The organism is Mucilaginibacter sp. P19, from assembly GCF_050632265.1.
Classification (GTDB): domain Bacteria; phylum Bacteroidota; class Bacteroidia; order Sphingobacteriales; family Sphingobacteriaceae; genus Mucilaginibacter; species Mucilaginibacter gossypii.
Window position 1 is genome coordinate 2252347 of record NZ_CP192586.1, and the last position, 16896, is coordinate 2269242.

General features: G+C 42.4%; 14 protein-coding genes and 1 pseudogene. 11 read left to right on the top strand and 4 right to left on the bottom strand.

Annotated features, from left to right (window positions below):
• Window positions 1–32 precede the first annotated feature (32 nt).
• The 8 genes from ACQ86K_RS10750 (at window position 33) to ACQ86K_RS10785 (ending at window position 10726) form a co-directional block, all read left to right on the top strand.
• A complete protein-coding gene (locus tag ACQ86K_RS10750; RefSeq protein WP_176844458.1) occupies window positions 33–1046 on the top strand; it encodes a threonine aldolase family protein in 1014 nt (337 codons plus the stop codon).
• 207 nt (window positions 1047–1253) lie between these two features.
• Entirely contained in the window at window positions 1254–1856 is a 603-nt protein-coding gene (locus tag ACQ86K_RS10755; RefSeq protein ID WP_091167958.1) for an RNA polymerase sigma factor, read from the top strand.
• Window positions 1857–1949: 93 nt separating this feature from the next.
• Window positions 1950–2336, top strand: a complete 387-nt coding sequence (locus ACQ86K_RS10760) for a hypothetical protein (RefSeq protein ID WP_431200323.1) — start codon at window positions 1950–1952, stop codon at window positions 2334–2336.
• Window positions 2305–3141 carry a FecR family protein gene (locus tag ACQ86K_RS10765; protein WP_431200324.1) on the top strand — a complete coding sequence of 279 codons (837 nt, stop codon included), beginning with the start codon at window positions 2305–2307 and terminating at the stop codon, window positions 3139–3141. Before ACQ86K_RS10760 ends, ACQ86K_RS10765 begins: the two co-directional genes overlap by 32 nt.
• A 271-nt stretch (window positions 3142–3412) precedes the next feature.
• Window positions 3413–3679: a hypothetical protein gene (locus ACQ86K_RS10770; protein ID WP_431200325.1), complete on the top strand. Its 267-nt coding sequence runs from the start codon at window positions 3413–3415 to the stop codon at window positions 3677–3679.
• On the top strand, window positions 3619–6813 hold the full coding sequence (locus tag ACQ86K_RS10775; RefSeq protein WP_431200326.1) for a TonB-dependent receptor: 3195 nt from the start codon (window positions 3619–3621) through the stop codon (window positions 6811–6813). The genes ACQ86K_RS10770 and ACQ86K_RS10775 overlap by 61 nt, the downstream gene beginning before the upstream one ends.
• Before the next feature lie 25 nt (window positions 6814–6838).
• Complete coding sequence (locus ACQ86K_RS10780) at window positions 6839–8341, top strand: RagB/SusD family nutrient uptake outer membrane protein (RefSeq protein ID WP_091167949.1); 1503 nt, start codon at window positions 6839–6841, stop codon at window positions 8339–8341.
• A 102-nt stretch (window positions 8342–8443) separates the two neighbouring features.
• Entirely contained in the window at window positions 8444–10726 is a 2283-nt protein-coding gene (locus ACQ86K_RS10785) for a GH92 family glycosyl hydrolase (protein WP_091168309.1), read from the top strand.
• A gap of 191 nt (window positions 10727–10917) precedes the next feature.
• Here ACQ86K_RS10785 and ACQ86K_RS10790 read toward each other — a convergent pair whose 3' ends face one another.
• Both ACQ86K_RS10790 and ACQ86K_RS10795 read right to left on the bottom strand, forming a co-directional pair.
• Entirely contained in the window at window positions 10918–11532 is a 615-nt protein-coding gene (locus tag ACQ86K_RS10790; protein ID WP_091167946.1) for a trimeric intracellular cation channel family protein, read from the bottom strand.
• 150 nt (window positions 11533–11682) lie between these two features.
• Window positions 11683–12821, bottom strand: a pseudogene (locus tag ACQ86K_RS10795) (dicarboxylate/amino acid:cation symporter).
• A 169-nt stretch (window positions 12822–12990) separates the two neighbouring features.
• On the opposite strand from ACQ86K_RS10795, the gene ACQ86K_RS10800 reads away from it, so the two are divergent.
• From ACQ86K_RS10800 to ACQ86K_RS10810, 3 genes are all read left to right on the top strand, one after another.
• Window positions 12991–13578 (top strand): HD domain-containing protein, encoded by a 588-nt coding sequence (locus ACQ86K_RS10800; RefSeq protein WP_431200327.1) that lies wholly within the window; start codon window positions 12991–12993, stop codon window positions 13576–13578.
• Entirely contained in the window at window positions 13578–14456 is an 879-nt protein-coding gene (locus ACQ86K_RS10805; protein ID WP_091167940.1) for a YitT family protein, read from the top strand. The genes ACQ86K_RS10800 and ACQ86K_RS10805 overlap by 1 nt, the downstream gene beginning before the upstream one ends.
• A gap of 207 nt (window positions 14457–14663) precedes the next feature.
• Entirely contained in the window at window positions 14664–15302 is a 639-nt protein-coding gene (locus tag ACQ86K_RS10810) for a hypothetical protein (protein ID WP_143020757.1), read from the top strand.
• Between the two features lie 122 nt (window positions 15303–15424).
• Here the strand turns inward: ACQ86K_RS10810 and ACQ86K_RS10815 are convergent, their stop codons facing one another.
• The gene (locus ACQ86K_RS10815) at window positions 15425–16468 is read right to left on the bottom strand and encodes an adenylate/guanylate cyclase domain-containing protein (protein ID WP_176844457.1); all 1044 of its coding nucleotides are present in this window, start codon (window positions 16466–16468) and stop codon (window positions 15425–15427) included.
• Window positions 16468–16845, bottom strand: a complete 378-nt coding sequence (locus tag ACQ86K_RS10820) for a response regulator (protein ID WP_091167932.1) — start codon at window positions 16843–16845, stop codon at window positions 16468–16470. Before ACQ86K_RS10820 ends, ACQ86K_RS10815 begins: the two co-directional genes overlap by 1 nt.
• Between the last annotated feature and the right edge of the window lie 51 nt (window positions 16846–16896).

Genomic DNA, 16896 nt, shown 5'->3' on the forward strand with positions numbered 1-16896 from the left:
GATACAAAGAACGCAAATTTTAACTTTTTAATATGATCACTGTTGATTTCCGAAGCGATACCGTAACCAAACCAACGCCCGGCATGCTCGAAGCCATGTGGAGCGCCAAAGTAGGGGATGACGTTTTTGGCGAAGACGAAACTATAAATGCCCTTGAAGCTAAAGCTGCCGCTATGTTTGGTATGGAGGCGGCTATCTTTTGCCCATCGGGCACTATGACCAACCAGATAGCGATTAAATGTTTTACTCAACCGCTTGATGAGCTCATTGCCGATCAAACCGCGCATGTTTACAGGTACGAGGGCGGGGGCATTGCTTTTAATTCGGCAGTATCAACCCGATTGTTGAATGGTTACCGGGGCATCCTTACATCCGAAATGATAGAGCCGGAGATCAATGCTGAAAACATCCATTACCCGCATACCAGTTTGGTGGTGCTCGAAAATACAGTTAACAAGGGTGGTGGTAGTTGTTATACGCTTGAACATATCAAGCCCATTGCCGATTTGTGCCGCGAGAAAGGTTTAAAGCTTCACCTTGATGGTGCCCGGATCTTTAACGCACTTACGCATACCGGTGACGCTGCGGTTGAGTATGGCAGATATTTTAATGGAATTTCGGTTTGCCTGTCAAAAGGATTGGGTGCACCTGTAGGCTCTGTCTTATTAGCCGACAAAGAAACTATTAAATATGCCCGTCGTATCCGCAAGGTATTGGGTGGCGGTATGCGCCAGGCGGGGTTTTTAGCTGCCGCTGGGATCTACGCGCTTGACCATCATGTTGAACGCCTGAAGATAGACCATGCCCATGCACGGATTCTGGGTGAGGAACTGGGCCGATTGCCATGGGTAAGCAATGTAATTCCGGTTGAAACCAATATTGTTTTATTTGATACGGTTGAACCGGCTGCTGCGGTGCTTGCCAAACTTGCAGACAAAGGCATCAGGGCAAGCGATACAGGTAAAAACCGGATCCGCTTTGTAACTCATTTAGATGTACATGCCGAACAGGTGGAATATACAATAGGGGTATTAAAGGGGTTGTAAATTTAGATGGCTTGCCAACACCATTGTACTGATTGACATTTATTTAATACATACATAATAGTTAAAAAACTTTGAGAATGTGACCGTTTTATATTTTTTCAAACATTTTTAATTTCTTTACAGTTATACGTTGGTTTCATCGATATAATTATTAATGCTGCAAATACTGCGAATTTTATAATATTTGCGGCAACCATACATTAGCCTATGTTTGAATTTACTCAATCAAATGAGAAGGAACTGCTTTTGCAAGTGGCTCAGGGTAATGAGTTTGCTTTTCGTCAATTGTTTTCTGTTTATCACCAGCGTTTAGGCGTTCATATCTTGCGTATAACCCATTCTGCTGAACTGGCTGAAGAGGTTGTACAGGATGTGTTTATGAAGATCTGGATGACCCGCGAAACGCTTACGGGGGTTGATAATTTCAAAGCTTACCTGTTTGTAATTTCAAAAAACCATGCTTTAAATTGTTTGCGAAAAGTTGCCCGCGAGCAGATGCAGCTTAAAAAGTTGGAAGAAACCCGCATTGTGCCTTTTAATGCCGAAGTTCAGGAAACAGATCATTATTATAATTTGATTGATGAGGCCATTGATCAGTTGCCGCCTCAGCAGCAAAAAGTTTACCTTATGAGCAGGCATAACCGCTTAAAGTATCATGAGATTGCCGATGAGCTCGAGCTATCCCGCGAAACCGTCAAGAAATACCTTCAAATTGCCACCTCATCCATAAAGGATTATGTGCATGAACATATGGAGGCGATAGCGTTAGTAATGGCGCTGATTCATTTTTTTATTTTTTTCAAAAAGTAATACCCCCTTTTTTAATCTCACAGGTGTCATGTATATGAGATCTGCCCCAACTCACTGTAGCCAATTATACAGTTATACTGAAAAACATTTACTATGAGCGAACTTTACGCCCGGCTTGATTATTTGTTTAATACTTATTATAATGGCACTGCTACGCCAGCCGAGCGCGATGAATTATTTGAGATCATCAACTCATCGGCAACCGATGCGGAGCTTGCATCGCTCATACATCATGCCTGGGATAAGCTTGACGATCATGGGCCGCTTTTTGACCGCTCAAAGAGCGAGGATATGCTCATGCAGATTTTAAGGACTAATCCCGAACAATCTGTTGCTGCACCGGTAAAGAATAATAATCTCCCGTGGAGAAGGTTAGGGGTCGCCGCTTCATTTTTATTACTTGTTGGGTTCGGCGCTTACATTTATAGCTATCAAAAAAAGCAGGTTATTGCAAAAAAATATTGCCAAAATTCATCCTAAAAATGATGCTTTGCCCGGTGGTAACAAAGCAATTTTAACATTGGCCAATGGCAAAACTATTACGCTTGACAGTGCGCAAAACGGCCTGCTGGCGCAACAGGGTACTACCAAAATCAATAAAACCCGCAACGGTCAGCTGGTTTACGAAACCGGTACTAATGTTGATGCTCCGGTAATAAATACTGTTTCAACTCCGCGTGGCGGTCAATACCAGTTAGTTTTGCCGGATGGGAGCAAGGTTTGTTTAAATTCGGCATCATCATTAAGCTTTCCAACCAGGTTTACGGGCAAAACGCGTGAGGTCACCATCACCGGCGAAGCTTACTTTGAGGTTGCCAAAAATCCGCAGATGCCTTTCAGGGTTAAATCCGATAACACTACAGTTGAGGTTTTAGGTACGCATTTCAATATCATGGCCTATAATGACGAGGCCGAAATGAAAACCACTTTATTAGAAGGATCAGTAAAAATAAGTAACGGCACTGCAATCGGCATTTTAAAACCCGGACAGCAGGCTGTACTCAATAAAGCGGGCAAGTTAAAGGTACTTAACGATGTTGATGTAGATGATGAGATAGCCTGGAAAGACGGCATCTTTCAATTTAGGGATGCGGGGATAGATGCCATTATGAGGCAGGCTGCCCGTTGGTATGATGTTAAGGTAGCCTACGAAGGCAAAATACCACAGCGCGAATTTACAGGCCGAATCTCCCGAAATGTAAAAGCATCCGAATTAATGAGCATGCTTGGCTATGCCGGGGTAAAATTTAAAATTGAAGATAAGCGCATTACCATACAACAATAGCATAATTATTATACCTACTATATTAAGCAACCAATTGTTAACAATTTAAACAACCCTATGATGGAAGAAATACCTGAGATAAGTTAGCCACGGTACAGGAGCCTCATTGGTAAAACGGTTTATCATGCGTTTAAACATGCATGTAATCTCAAAAGTTACCATAAAAAAACCGGGAAGTATTCGCAGTACTTTCCCGGCATAAACATCTGGGCCCCAAAAAAGTACAATCGATGAATTGAAAGTTAATGTTTAACCCAAACTCTACAAACTTATGAATTTTAATTCTAAGGCTACGCCTTTGGCATGGCCTCAATTACGCAAATTTATATTGGCCATGAAGCTAACTGCCTTTATTATAATTGCGGCCCTTACCAATGTGAGCGCCAAAAGTTATAGCCAGATAGTTACTTTGCACCAAAAAACACTACCGTTGAAAAAGTACTCCGCTCCATTGAAAAACAAACAGGCTATCATTTCATGTATGATAAGCAGGATGTATCAAAGGCCGGAGCAATCAACATTGAAGTTGCAAACGTAACTATAGAGAGTGCGCTTGATCAATGCTTTAAAGATCAGCCGCTTACCTACAAAATTTTTGATCAGACCATTGTTGTTAAAAAGAAGGATGAGCCTGTTGTATCCCAGGTAGCTGTTGCCCCAATTAAAGTAACGGGTACGGTAAGCGATGCCAAAGGCCCTATCCCTGGTGTTACTGTTAAGGTTAAAGGTACCAATGTTGGTGTACAAACTGATATTAATGGTAAATATACCGTCAACGCGCCAGATGCCAACGGAACACTGGTGTTTACATTTATAGGATATACAACCCAAAATGTGCCTATTGGAGGCAGGAGCCAGATTGATGTTGTATTGGCAGAAGAACCAAAAGCATTGAGCGAGGTAGTTGTGGTTGGTTACGGTACCGCAAAAAAGGTCGACCTTACCGGTTCGGTAGGCAGCGTAGGTGCAAAACAATTGCAGGAGCGCCCGCAAACCAATCTTGAGCAGGAATTGTCTGGTAAAATTGCCGGCGTAAACGTATCAAGTAACTCAGGTGCACCCGGCGGTGCAACCAAGATCCGTATCCGTGGTTACAGCTCTATCAATACCAATACCGATCCGTTATATGTTGTGGATGGCGTGGTTTGGACAGAGGGTGGTAACGCCATTAACCCCAATGACATTGAAACTATCGACGTACTGAAAGACGCATCATCAACCGCTATTTATGGTACACGCGGTGCAAACGGCGTAATTTTGGTTACCACTAAAAGAGGTAAAAAAGGCGGTACTATTTCGTACGATGCCTATATGGCCGTAAATCATATGTTTAAGGAGATACCTGTTCTTAACTCAAAACAGTTTATGCAGATTGAGGACGTTTCTTATGCTAATATCAAAAAATATGACCCTACCGGCTGGGCTGCGGGCGACTATACCAACCGTAACCCTGTAACGCAAAGAACAGCACTTATCGGTAAACTGTTCGATCAAAATTTAAATCCATTATATGACGTTGACTGGCAAAAGGCTACAACCCGTACTTCGGTAAGCCAAAACCACAACGTTGCGTTCACCGGCGGCGCCGAAAATATAAACTATGGTTTATTCCTGAACTATGCCGATGATGAAGGTATTATCCTTAACAGCTATCTGAAACGTTATAATGTGCGTTTAACGGTTGATAACCAGATAAAACCATGGGTAAAGGTTGGTGCTACATTAAACTACAACTACCAGGATGGCCGTAACCAGGATCAGGGTACAGGCGGCAACAACATTCCGCGTATGTTGATTGAGATGGTGCCTTTTATTCCTGTTAGATACCCTGACGGAACCTATGGTAAACGTACTGATTATCCTAACCTTGAAGGCGGTGATAACCCGGTAGCACAAGCTAACGAAATTCAATCTCTTACCCGCAACCGTATCTTCAGCGGTAATGGTTATTTAAATTTAAACCTGTTGCCAGGTCTTGAATTTCGCAGCGTTTTGGGAGTAACTACATCTGCTAATTATAACCCGGCTTCTCAAAGCGGGCTTGTTGGCGGCCCTGTTGCAGGACAAAGCTATAGCTCGGCCTCGATAGAGGAGTTTAACAGGACGTTTTGGCAATGGCAAAACTATTTCACCTACAACAAAACCTTTAACAAGGTACATACTATAAACCTTGTTGCAGGTGCCGAACGTCAAAACTATCAGCAACTTCGTTTAAAAGGATCAACGGGTACATTGTCTGACGATTTTTATGAGTATTATAACTTATCTGCCGGTATTGTACCCAATAAACCAGAGTCTGATTATGATGCATGGCAAATGCAGTCGTTTTTTGCCAGATTGAACTATAACTACAACGAGAAATACCTGTTAACTTTAACGGGGCGTGAAGACGGCTCCTCACGCTTTGGTACCAACAAAAAGTACGGCTTTTTTCCTTCTGCGGCGTTTGCATGGCGCGTATCTCAGGAAGATTTCTTAAAGGATAATAAAACTATATCAGATCTGAAATTGAGACTGAGCTACGGGTTAACCGGTAACTCCGAAATTGGTGAATATCGTTCACTCGCAAATATTAATACAGTTGGCTACGCCTTTGGTGGCAACAGTGCGGTAGGTACTACGCAAACCTCGATAGGTAATGAGGATCTGCAGTGGGAAAAAACCGCGGAGTATGATTTAGGCTTTTCATTAGGCTTGTTTAATAATCGTTTAAACATTGAAGCAGATGCTTATCTGAAAAAGACAAAAGCATTGCTTTTAAATGCACCACTGCCAGAAACAAGCGGTTTTCAAACCGTATATAAAAATATAGGTAAGCTGCAAAACAAAGGTCTTGAGTTCACGATCAATGCTACTCCTATAAAAACGCAGGATTTCACCTGGAATTCTACATTTAATATTTCTTTCCTAAAAAACAAAATCTTGCAGTTAGGTGCATCTAATGATGATATCTTCCTTGCTCCAACCTTCCTTTCGCAATTTAACCTGATGCGGGTCGGTCTTCCGGCCGGTAGTTTTTATGGTTACAAAGTGCTTGGAACCTGGGGAACTGCTGAGGCGACCGAAGCTGCTAAATATGGCTTGTTACCAGGCGACCTAAAGATACAGGATACCAATGGCGATGGCAAAGTTAGCGCTGACGATAAAGTGGTATTAGGTAAATCAATACCTGATGGTTATGGTACTTTCAGCAACAACTTCCGCTACAAAAACGTTGACCTGGGTGTTGATCTGCAATTTAATTACGGTAATCAGATCATGAACCTTACCCGCCACTCGGGCCAGGACCGCACTGGTCAGGCAAACAGCTACGCTACCGTACTTAACGCCTGGACACCGACTAACCAAAATACCAGCATTGCCGAAAGTAGGCCCGCTTATGTGCGTTATCAAACCGAAATTTATTCAACCAAAGTTGAAAGCGGTAATTTTATTCGCGGCAGGGCAGTAACACTTGGTTATACTTTTAACGACAATATTCTTAAAAAGTTAAAGTTAAGCCGTTTAAGGGTTTATGCGCAGGCACAAAACCTGTTCCTGATAACCAAATACACGGGTTATGATCCAGAGGTATCAACATACAATGCCTCAAGCAACTTCACCCAGGGTATCCAGTTTTATGATTATCCAAAACCACGTACTTTCCTGTTAGGTGTTAATGTTAGTCTTTAATTAAAAAATGTTAAAACATCATATTATGAAATTTAACTTTAAAAAATACCGGGTAGGTGGTCTGTTACTTATCCTTGCTGCTGCTACAGGCAGTGGTTGCAAAAAATATCTTGATGAAAAAAATAAGAGCAACTTTGTTAAGGATAATTATTTTGTCAGCTCAAACCAGGCTTTAACCTTTGTAAACGGTTTGTACAACGTAATGTATTTTTTTCAAAACGGAGATGCTTATGGTGAAAGCCCTTTTATTACATTGGAGTTGTTTGCCGGTCATGCCACTTCGTTAGGACAGAGCGTAAACAATGGTAATGTGATCCATCAGCGTACCGATGCAGTTAATCCTGGTTTTGAAACAGTGTGGTACAACTGCTACAAGGGTATCGCCAATGCAAATCTTGCCATTGAAAAGATCCCTGGTATATCACCAATGGATGATGGATTAAAAAAGAAACTGATAGGTGAAGCTTACTTTTTCAGGGCATTTTATTACTACCACCTGGTGCGTTTATATGGCGATGTTCCGCTGATTACCGCGTCGCAAACAGTGAGCAGCCCTGATCTGTATCCTTCACGTACACCTGTGGCCGATGTTTATAAACAAATCATCAGCGATTTACAGGCAGCCGAAGCATCAGGCATGCCGAATACTGATGCAAGCGGTCGCGTTTCGTTGGGGGCTGTTAAAACTTTATTGGCCAGCGTTTACTTGACAACAGCAGGCTTCCCGCTAAAACAAACTGAAAACTATGCCAAGGCAGCATCAGAAATTGAGCCTGTTTTAGGTTGGTACTCTCTGTTTTCTGATTATGCATTCCTGCATGATAATGCGCACAAAAATCAGCAGGAATTAATATTCCAGATCAATTACCTGGTGGGTACTCAAACTAATGCCATTCCTCAGTTAACTATTCCGTTTAACCTGTTGGTTGGTGCATATGGAGACCACCTTGGCGCTATGATCCCTACCAATCAGTTTGTGGCAAGTTACGAGGCGGGCGACCTGCGTACACAGGAACGCCAGTTTTATTTCTCAAGCTATCCTCAATATGGTAACCCAGGCAACATCATCCAGTTTGGCGAACATGCACTTTATAAATATTTCCATGTTGAAAGTGCTGCTCAAAGCGGTCGAAGTGATGAGAACTGGACTTTATTGCGTTTGCCCGAAGCTCAGTTGATCTATGCCGAAGCAACTAATGAGGTAAGCGGGCCAACTGCTGAAGCTTATGCCGCTGTTAATGCTATCCGTGCACGCGCTAAACTTGCGCCATTGAGTAATTTAACCAAAGATACCTTCCGCCAGGCAATCTGGAGAGAACGCTACCATGAGCTTGCTTATGAAAATAAGGCATACTTTGATATGCAGCGTACCCATATGGCCTACTTGCCGCAATCAAACACCTTTGCCGATCCTACCGCTTCGCAAACAGAGCAGGGTGTAACCTTTAAAACTCAATATTACCTGTGGCCGATACCACAGCGTGAAATCAGCACTAACAGTAAATTAACCCAAAATCCGGGTTGGTAATTGTATAATGCAAATAATACACTTAAAAGACTGGCTATATCAAGCCAGTCTTTTATATTTACGGCTGGTAAAACGTTTCATCAAAAATCAAATATTAAAACAATGAAAAAAGCCCTGGTACTTATCGCATCAGTGTTGTTGGCATCCGGTACTTTTGCTCAGCAGGTAAATAAGGTTACCGATCCTGTTGAATACATCAATCCGTTGATGGGTACCGACTCGCACTACGACCTTTCAAATGGTAACACTTATCCCGCTATTGCCCTTCCCTGGGGGATGAATTTCTGGACACCGCAAACCGGTGTTATGGGCGACGGATGGGCGTATACTTACGATGCGCACAAGATCCGCGGTTTTAAACAAACCCACCAGCCATCACCGTGGATGAACGACTACGGACAGTTTGCCATTATGCCGGTTACCAAACATGCAGTAGTAGGCCAAAATAAAAGGGCAAGCTGGTTCTCGCACAAAGCTGAAACCGCTAAGCCATACTATTACAGCGTTTACCTGGCCGATCATGATGTGACTACCGAAATTACTCCAACTGAGCGTTCGGCACAGTTCAGGTTTACTTATCCTAAAACTGATAGCTCCTTTATCGTTATTGACGCACTGAACAAAGGCTCATACGTAAAGATCATGCCCGATCAAAAGAAGATTGTAGGCTATTCAACCAAATATGCGCGCGGCCCGCTTAAAAACTTTAAAAACTATTTTGTTATTTATGTGGATAAGCCAATCACCTATGCACATACTTTCAGCGATACTACGCAAACTGATGGCCTGGAGCTAAAAGCTGAACATGCAAGCGCTCTGATAGGTTTTAAAACTACGCAAGGCGAAAAGGTTCATTTGCGCGTAGCTTCATCATTCATCAGCATTGAACAGGCCGAGTTGAACCTGGAGCGTGAGCAGGGTAAAGACAGCTTTGATGTAACTTGTCAAAAGGCAAAAGCTGTTTGGAACAAAACCCTAAACCACCTGCAGGTTGAAGGCGGCTCTGTTGATCAGATGCGTACCTTTTACTCATGCTTTTACCGCATGGTATTTTTCCCGAACAAATTGTATGAGATAGATAAGGACAACAAGATTGTACACTATAGCGCATCAACAGGTAAAGTATTCCCGGGTTATAAATTTGCCGGTACCGGCTTTTGGGATACCTTCCGGGCGCTATATCCCTTCCTGAACCTGGTTTATCCATCCATCAATAAAGAAATGCAGGAAGGCCTCATCAATGATTATAAAGAAGGTGGCTGGTTGCCTGAGTGGTCGAGCCCGGGTTATTCGGCGGTGATGATCGGTAATAATTCGGCTTCGGTAGTTTCTGAAACTTATTTAAAAGGTTTACGCGGGTATGATATCAGTACTTTGTGGGAAGCTTTGGTGCACGGCGCAAATAATGCCGGTCCGCAGGCTACCGGCAGAGAGGGAGTGGAGTACTATAATAAATTAGGCTATGTGCCTTATGATGTTAAGATTAATGAAAACGCAGCCCGTACTTTAGAGTATGCATATGATGATTTTGCGATTTATAAATTAGGCAAGGCACTGGGCAAACCCGAATCAGAGATTGGCATTTATAAAAAACGTGCCATGAACTATAAAAACCTGTTCGATCCGGAAACAAAACTGATGCGTGGTAAAAACCAGGATGGTACTTTTGAAAAACCATTCAGTCCGTTTAAATGGGGTGATGCGTTTACCGAAGGTAACAGCTGGCATTACAGTTGGAGCGTTTTCCAGGATATGCAGGGCCTGATTGATTTAATGGGCGGACGTCAGAAATTTATTACCAAGCTGGATTCGGTATTTAGCATGCCACCGGTGTTTGACGATAGCTATTACGGCGAAACCATTCATGAGATCCGAGAAATGCAGATCATGAATATGGGGCAATACGCCCACGGCAACCAGCCTATTCAACATATGATTTACTTGTACAATTATGCAGGTGAACCATGGAAAACCCAGTTCCATGTGCGTGATGCTATGGAGAAGTTATACAAAGCTACTCCGGATGGTTATTGTGGCGATGAGGACAATGGCCAAACATCGGCATGGTATGTGTTCTCGGCTATGGGCTTTTACCCGGTAACTCCGGCCAGTGATCAGTACGTTTTGGGTACACCACTGTTCAAGAAAATTACGCTAAACCTTGAGAATGGTAAAACCGTAGTGATTAACGCAGCTAACAACAGCCCTGCTAATAAATACATCAATATGTTAAACGTTAACGGTAAGCCATATGATTTAACCTGGTTAAGCCATTCGGAACTTAAAAAAGGAGCTGTGCTTAACTTTAATATGGCACCTAAGCCTAATAAAATAAGAGGTGTGAAGGTTAGTGATGTTCCGTATTCGTTGAGTACAGAGAAATAATAAACATTTCGTCATTACAATGACGTTTTTAGATTTAAAACAGGAAAGGCGAGGATTTACCTCGCCTTTCCTGTTAACGGCCACTGCCTAATTAGCGTGGGCTTTCGGCCCGTGGTGAACCATGGTTTCAGCTTTGGAGGTATAATTAATAACTAATCCGAAATCGAAAATCCCAATTCCGAAATCAAGAATTAATGCCATTCTTCACGATATACAAACTTGGGCATTTGCCAGTTGTACCTGATAGAGAGCAGGCGTAATGCGAGGCCAATAATACAAGCTATTACAATTGTCGCGCTATTGGGAGCACCCAAATGTTCGAGGCTTAAATAGCATGCCCCGGTAACTATTGATGCGCTGGCATAAACTTCTTTACGGAACAACAACGGTACCTCATTGCATAGCACATCGCGCAGCACGCCTCCCGCACAACCGGTTATCATACCGCTTAGCAAAATGATAAGCCAGGGCAGATCAATTTGTTCCGCTATCTGGCAGCCTATAATAGTAAATACTACCAATCCTAAAGCATCCAGGTAAAGAAACAGCGTTTTCATTTTGGTCATGAGGCGTGCGATGATGGCGGCCAATATTGCTGCCGCTGCGGTAATCACTAAATATTCGGGGTGTTCAACCCAGCTCATGGGGTAATGATTAAACAATATGTTGCGAACGGTGCCGCCGCCTAAAGCTGTAACCCAGGCTATGATACAAACACCAACCCAATCCATATCTCTTCGCCCGGCGGACAATGCGGCTGTCATTGCTTCCGCAATTATGGCTATAATGTAGAGAATGTGAAGCATACAGGTAGTGAAGGGTTTATTTATACGCCAATATAATAAACCTTTATTGAATATGCTATAGTTCTCCCTTAGCGGGGGGCGGTTTCATCCAGTCTTTTCCTTCCGTAAAACGGGCCACCAGCATGGCAGCAGCCGTATCGCCGGTTGCATTTAACAATGTGGCCATTGGGTCAACCAGTGTACCAATAATAATAGCCGGGGGAGCGCTTCGGGCGGGAAACCATAGGCCGAAATAAAAAGTAGCTCGCCAATATAACCGCCGTTAGGAATGCCACCTTCAACCAGGCTCACTAAAACTGTCATAGCAAGGGCTATGATTATAGTTTCAGCGTTGTCAAAGCTTTTACCAAACAGCGCGAAAACTACAGCCATTTTTACTATTGACGAAATGCTTGAACCATCTTTGTGCAAAGTGCCACCAAGCGGAATGGTAATATTGGCAATAGCATCAGAGATTCCCATTTTTTTGCGGCATCCAAATTTGCCGGGATGGTGGCGATGCTGCTGCACGTACCTACTGCTGTAGCTGATGGGATAATGTTGTTTTTCCAGTATCGCTTAACTGCACCAATGCCGCCGGCAATAAAGGCGTACATGCTAAATATCGCCAAATAATAAAACGCACCAACGCCGTAATATAAAGCCATAGAACGCGCGTAACCGCCAAACAACTGTGGACCGAACACACCAACCTGGTAAGCAAAATAAGCACCCAAACCAATTGGGCCAATCCTCATAATGAGGCTGAATATATTTTTGAACACCTCATTGCCGCTATGTAAAAAAGCTGCAAATGCTTTGCCTTTTTCGCCTGCATGCAGTGTAGCAAAGCCGGTGATCACGGCAAAAATGATCATGGCCAGCATGCTTTTGCGGGATAACAGCTGGTAAAACTCACTGGTAGTAAAAAGGCTTGTTAACTGATCGCCGAATGGTTTTTTGGTGATAGCTTCAGTTATGGGGCTGGCAACAAGGTGCTGATGGATAGGGAAGATCCAAATAGCTATAATGGTAACCATAGCAGCTACTAAAACAGTCGACACAAATACCAGAGAAGTAACGCCTAATAATTTGCCCAGTTTTTGCGAACTATCCAATGCTGCAATAGCCGATGCTATGGCAAAGAAAACCAGCGGCACAACGGCAGTGAACAACAGGTTTAGAAAAATATCACCAATAGGTTTAATCACTTCAACTTTATTCCCTAAAACTGCCCCGGCGATACTGCCAATAATAATGCCTGTTAGTAATAAGATAATGCCTTTATAGTTTTTAAACCAGCTGTTCATTGTGCTAAGATAATTGTTTAAGCTCTGTTTTATTGTAGAGACAATTGCCGCTTTAAATATTTATTTCGATCATGCAATGATGACCTGTACGAGGGAGACGCAATTATGCGTCCTTGTGTGTATTCGTATATTTCTTAAATTAATATATTAGCGCCATTATAAATACTGAATGCAGGTAGAACAAGCCGGGGGCTTTATCCTCGACAAAATAAAGAAAGAGCTCCCCAAACATTTTCATTACCATAATGCTGATCATGCGCTTGATGTTTATACTGCTGCAAAACAAATTGCGGCGGGTGAGGGGATAATCGGAGACGAATTGGAGCTATTACTTACGGCCGCTTACTATCATGATTCAGGTTTTTTGTTCGGGCAAGTCAATCATGAGGCTGGTTCATGCAAAAATGCGAGGCAACATCTGCCTGATTTTGGTTATACAAGTGATGAAATTGAGCAGGTTTGCGATATTATTATGGCAACCAAAATGCCGCAAAACCCTCACAATCATTTAGGCCAGATAATTTGTGATGCTGATTTAGATTATTTGGGCCGAAATGATTTTTTTATCCTTAGCAAAAGGTTATTTTCGGAACTCGTAATTACAGATCACCTTGAATCGGAATTGGAGTGGGACAGGCAGCAGGTGAAATTCCTGCAAAGCCATCATTACTTCACCCAAACGGCGCTCAGGCTCAGGGCTGAAGGTAAAAACGAGCATTTGAAAATTATCACAAAAAAATTTAAATACTGCTATTAATGACACAACCGGGTTTGAAAATTGAAGAAATTTTAAAAGACGTAGTCACAGTAATTATCGGCATTTTATTTTGCGGTTTTGCACTTAAAGGCTTTTTAGTACCCAACAGCTTTTTTGATGGCGGGGTAACCGGTATCTCATTGCTAATTCATGAGCTTTATCATTTCAACATAGCCTATGTAATAATTATAGCCAACATCCCTTTTATTATTATGGGGATGTTCCAGGTTAATAAATCATTTGCGCTAAAAACGCTTGCCTGTGTAATTGGACTTGGCCTGTGCCTGCAGTTTATAGAGTACCCAGTTATAACCCAGGACAAGCTATTGGTGTCTATTTTTGGTGGCGTGTTTATGGGCCTGGGTGTGGGGTTATCGATAAGAGGAGGCTGCGCATTGGATGGTATCGAGATATTAGCTTTATACACATTAAAACGCAGCAGTTTTACCATCAGTGAGATTATTTTAGGTATTAATATTATCATCTTCCTGATAGCCGCAGTTGAGTTGGGTTTGCCTACGGCGTTGTACTCCATTTTAACCTATTATACGGCATCGCGCACCATCACTTTTGTTATTGATGGTTTGGAAGAATATACGGCGGTAAATATCATCTCTGGTCAAAGCGAAATAATTAAAGAACGGCTTGTGATGGAACTCGGTCGCGGGATCACCATTTACAAAGGTGAGCGTGGCTTTATGAAGGAGAGTTTTGACGTTCATCAACCGGTTGATATCATCTTCACTGTAGTAACCCGTTTGGAAGTTCGCAGATTAAAAAACCTGGTTCATAGTATTGACCCTAAGGCCTTTGTTTTTACAAACAGCATCAAAGAAGCCGCGGGCGGGGTGTTGAAGAAAAAGGTGAGAGATCATTAATTGGAAGTTCTAAGTCTTGGGTTCTAAGTCTTAAGTTTTTCTTAACTGTTGCTGCTGATGAGGGGGCTGGCGCTCATTTGTAATGAGTACATAAGCAGGATTTGAATTTATAATGAACGGGCGATGCAATCGTAAAACCATTTTAAGTGGTCGTTGAAAAAAACAACAACAGCAAGGCACGTATCTTACAACAACCTAAACTGCAAAATGAAAGAGGAATATTGGTATTTTGGAGGCCTGGTACTTTTCTATTTCGGAAGATTGCTTTATCTGTATTACCAAAAAAGGTGCTACCGTAAGACGGGTGAAGAAATAGCCGACTACCGTTATGAAAGATACCTGGAGTTGAGAGATGAGATATTTGCGCTGAAATTCGAAGACTTAGGTATAGAGGCGCCCAATGAAGAAGAAACCGCTTTTGCTCTGATATTAGAAATGCATACTTATGCAGTACTACAGGCTGTTGTTGCATTCTCTGATGGCAAGGTTTGGGCGTTTAACACCGCCAATGCCCGCAAAAATGTTGGTGATAACAAGGCTGTGGATTTACGTTCTGCAGCTATTGAAGCTGTTGTGGCGGCCCAATATCATTTTGCGAGAATGAGAAGAAGGGATGCCGATACGCTTCTTCCGGGGCACATCAAATTGCATATAATAACCAATCAGGATATATACTCCGTCGGTGATAGGATCAATGAAATGTTACATGAATCATCGGAATGGGCAGAATTGATTACAAAAGCTTTTGCAGTGGCCGACGAATTGAATGACGCTGCTAACAGAAAGTCCTTGAAGCGAGTTTATACCAAAATTGCAGTGAAGCGTAGCAAACCTGCAAACTTTTAACGGTTATGCGTGCTTAATCCGGACCTGCGTTTGTAATCTATGGCAAAAATGATGGGTGAAGTTGGAAACTTCAATGATGCTACACCACGGGTTACACTAAACCCGCGGTAGCTATTTTTTAATTAATCAACAACCTCGTAAATCTCCACCGGTTTTAACTTGTTCTTGAGGCTTACCTCACCAATTTTATTGAGGGCGAAAGATCCTTTAGCCTGTTCATATACATCGGCACTAACGATGATCTGGTTGGCTTGTGCTACTGTTTGCAGGCGCTGAGCCAGGTTAACAGCATCGCCTATTACAGTATAATCCAATCGTTTTAAGGTGGCCGAACCGATATTACCCGAAATCATCTCACCCGAATTAATGCCAATTGAAACAGAAGGCTTAAAAGTTTTATCACCCGCCTGGATTTCATCGGCCTCGTGCATTTTATCGCGAACAGCGAGGGCTGCGTCAATAGCGCGGTCAAGGTGATATTCACCGCGGAAAACGGCCATTACGGCATCACCCATAAACTTATCAATATGACCGTTTTGGGCAATGATCTCCTGTACCATTACATCAAAGTACTTATTGATCATACCTACAACCGTATTGGCGGCAACATGCTCGGTTATGGCGGTAAAGCCGCAGATATCAATAAATAGCACAGTTGCCTCGATAGTTTCATTACTCAAAAGGCTGTTCTCAAACTCCTTATGGGTCATGAAGTTAAGTACATTTTCATCCACATACATCCGCAGGATATTGTTCTCCTTAATGGCCTGCATGGTTTTCTTAAGTTCGATAACGTGTTGTAAAGTTTTCTCAATAGTAATGTCAAGATCTTCGAAGTTTACCGGCTTACAAACAAAATCAAATGCGCCGCGGTTCATGGCCGTGCGGATATTATCCATATCGCTATATGCAGAAACCATCACTGCTTTTAATATAGGATTAGCATCGGGCAGTTTGGTAAGCAGGGTTAGTCCATCCATTTCAGGCATATTGATGTCGCTTAAAACTACATCAATATCGGGGTGGGAGGCCAGTTGAGTTAACGCTTCAAAACCATTTTGGGCAAATACAAATTCATACACACCTTCCCGTATCTTTTTCCTGAATTTTTGCCTGATCAGTAATTCCAGGTCCTGCTCGTCATCTACTACCAGTATCTTGGCCATTATTGTTCTAAGTGTTTAAGTTTGTCTTTTAAGTTGCTAAAATCAAGCGGCTTGGTTAAAAAGTCGTCGGCACCAAGCTCCATTGATTGTTTGTAGTTTTCGTCATCGCCATAAGCGGTGATCATCATTACCACCGGTGGTGGTTTTTCATAGTTGCGCCTTATGTTACGTAATAGCTCCAAACCACTCATGCCCGGCATATTAATGTCAGATAAGATCAGGATCACCTGCGAATGATGATCTTCTAAAAAATGAAGAGCCTCTTCTCCCGATAGTGCAAAGTTGAACTCTACTTCGCCGCTTTTAATCTCTTTTCTGAAACGTTGTAAAAACAAGGGTTGAACATCCGCCTCGTCATCAACAACAAGTATTTTCATAGTACTTCAAAGTTATATTTTTGTGTGGTGTTATTTTGATAAAACGCAAAA

Coding starts and splice junctions, on each gene's coding strand:
- ACQ86K_RS10805 (WP_091167940.1), top strand. CDS start 13,578: ATGACACAACCGGGTTTGAAAATTGAAGAAATTTTAAAAGACGTAGTC.
- ACQ86K_RS10750 (WP_176844458.1), top strand. CDS start 33: ATGATCACTGTTGATTTCCGAAGCGATACCGTAACCAAACCAACGCCC.
- ACQ86K_RS10790 (WP_091167946.1), bottom strand. CDS start 11,532: ATGCTTCACATTCTCTACATTATAGCCATAATTGCGGAAGCAATGACA.
- ACQ86K_RS10815 (WP_176844457.1), bottom strand. CDS start 16,468: ATGGCCAAGATACTGGTAGTAGATGACGAGCAGGACCTGGAATTACTG.
- ACQ86K_RS10770 (WP_431200325.1), top strand. CDS start 3,413: ATGAATTTTAATTCTAAGGCTACGCCTTTGGCATGGCCTCAATTACGC.
- ACQ86K_RS10780 (WP_091167949.1), top strand. CDS start 6,839: ATGAAATTTAACTTTAAAAAATACCGGGTAGGTGGTCTGTTACTTATC.
- ACQ86K_RS10775 (WP_431200326.1), top strand. CDS start 3,619: ATGTATGATAAGCAGGATGTATCAAAGGCCGGAGCAATCAACATTGAA.
- ACQ86K_RS10755 (WP_091167958.1), top strand. CDS start 1,254: ATGTTTGAATTTACTCAATCAAATGAGAAGGAACTGCTTTTGCAAGTG.
- ACQ86K_RS10820 (WP_091167932.1), bottom strand. CDS start 16,845: ATGAAAATACTTGTTGTTGATGACGAGGCGGATGTTCAACCCTTGTTT.
- ACQ86K_RS10800 (WP_431200327.1), top strand. CDS start 12,991: ATGCAGGTAGAACAAGCCGGGGGCTTTATCCTCGACAAAATAAAGAAA.
- ACQ86K_RS10785 (WP_091168309.1), top strand. CDS start 8,444: ATGAAAAAAGCCCTGGTACTTATCGCATCAGTGTTGTTGGCATCCGGT.
- ACQ86K_RS10810 (WP_143020757.1), top strand. CDS start 14,664: ATGAAAGAGGAATATTGGTATTTTGGAGGCCTGGTACTTTTCTATTTC.
- ACQ86K_RS10760 (WP_431200323.1), top strand. CDS start 1,950: ATGAGCGAACTTTACGCCCGGCTTGATTATTTGTTTAATACTTATTAT.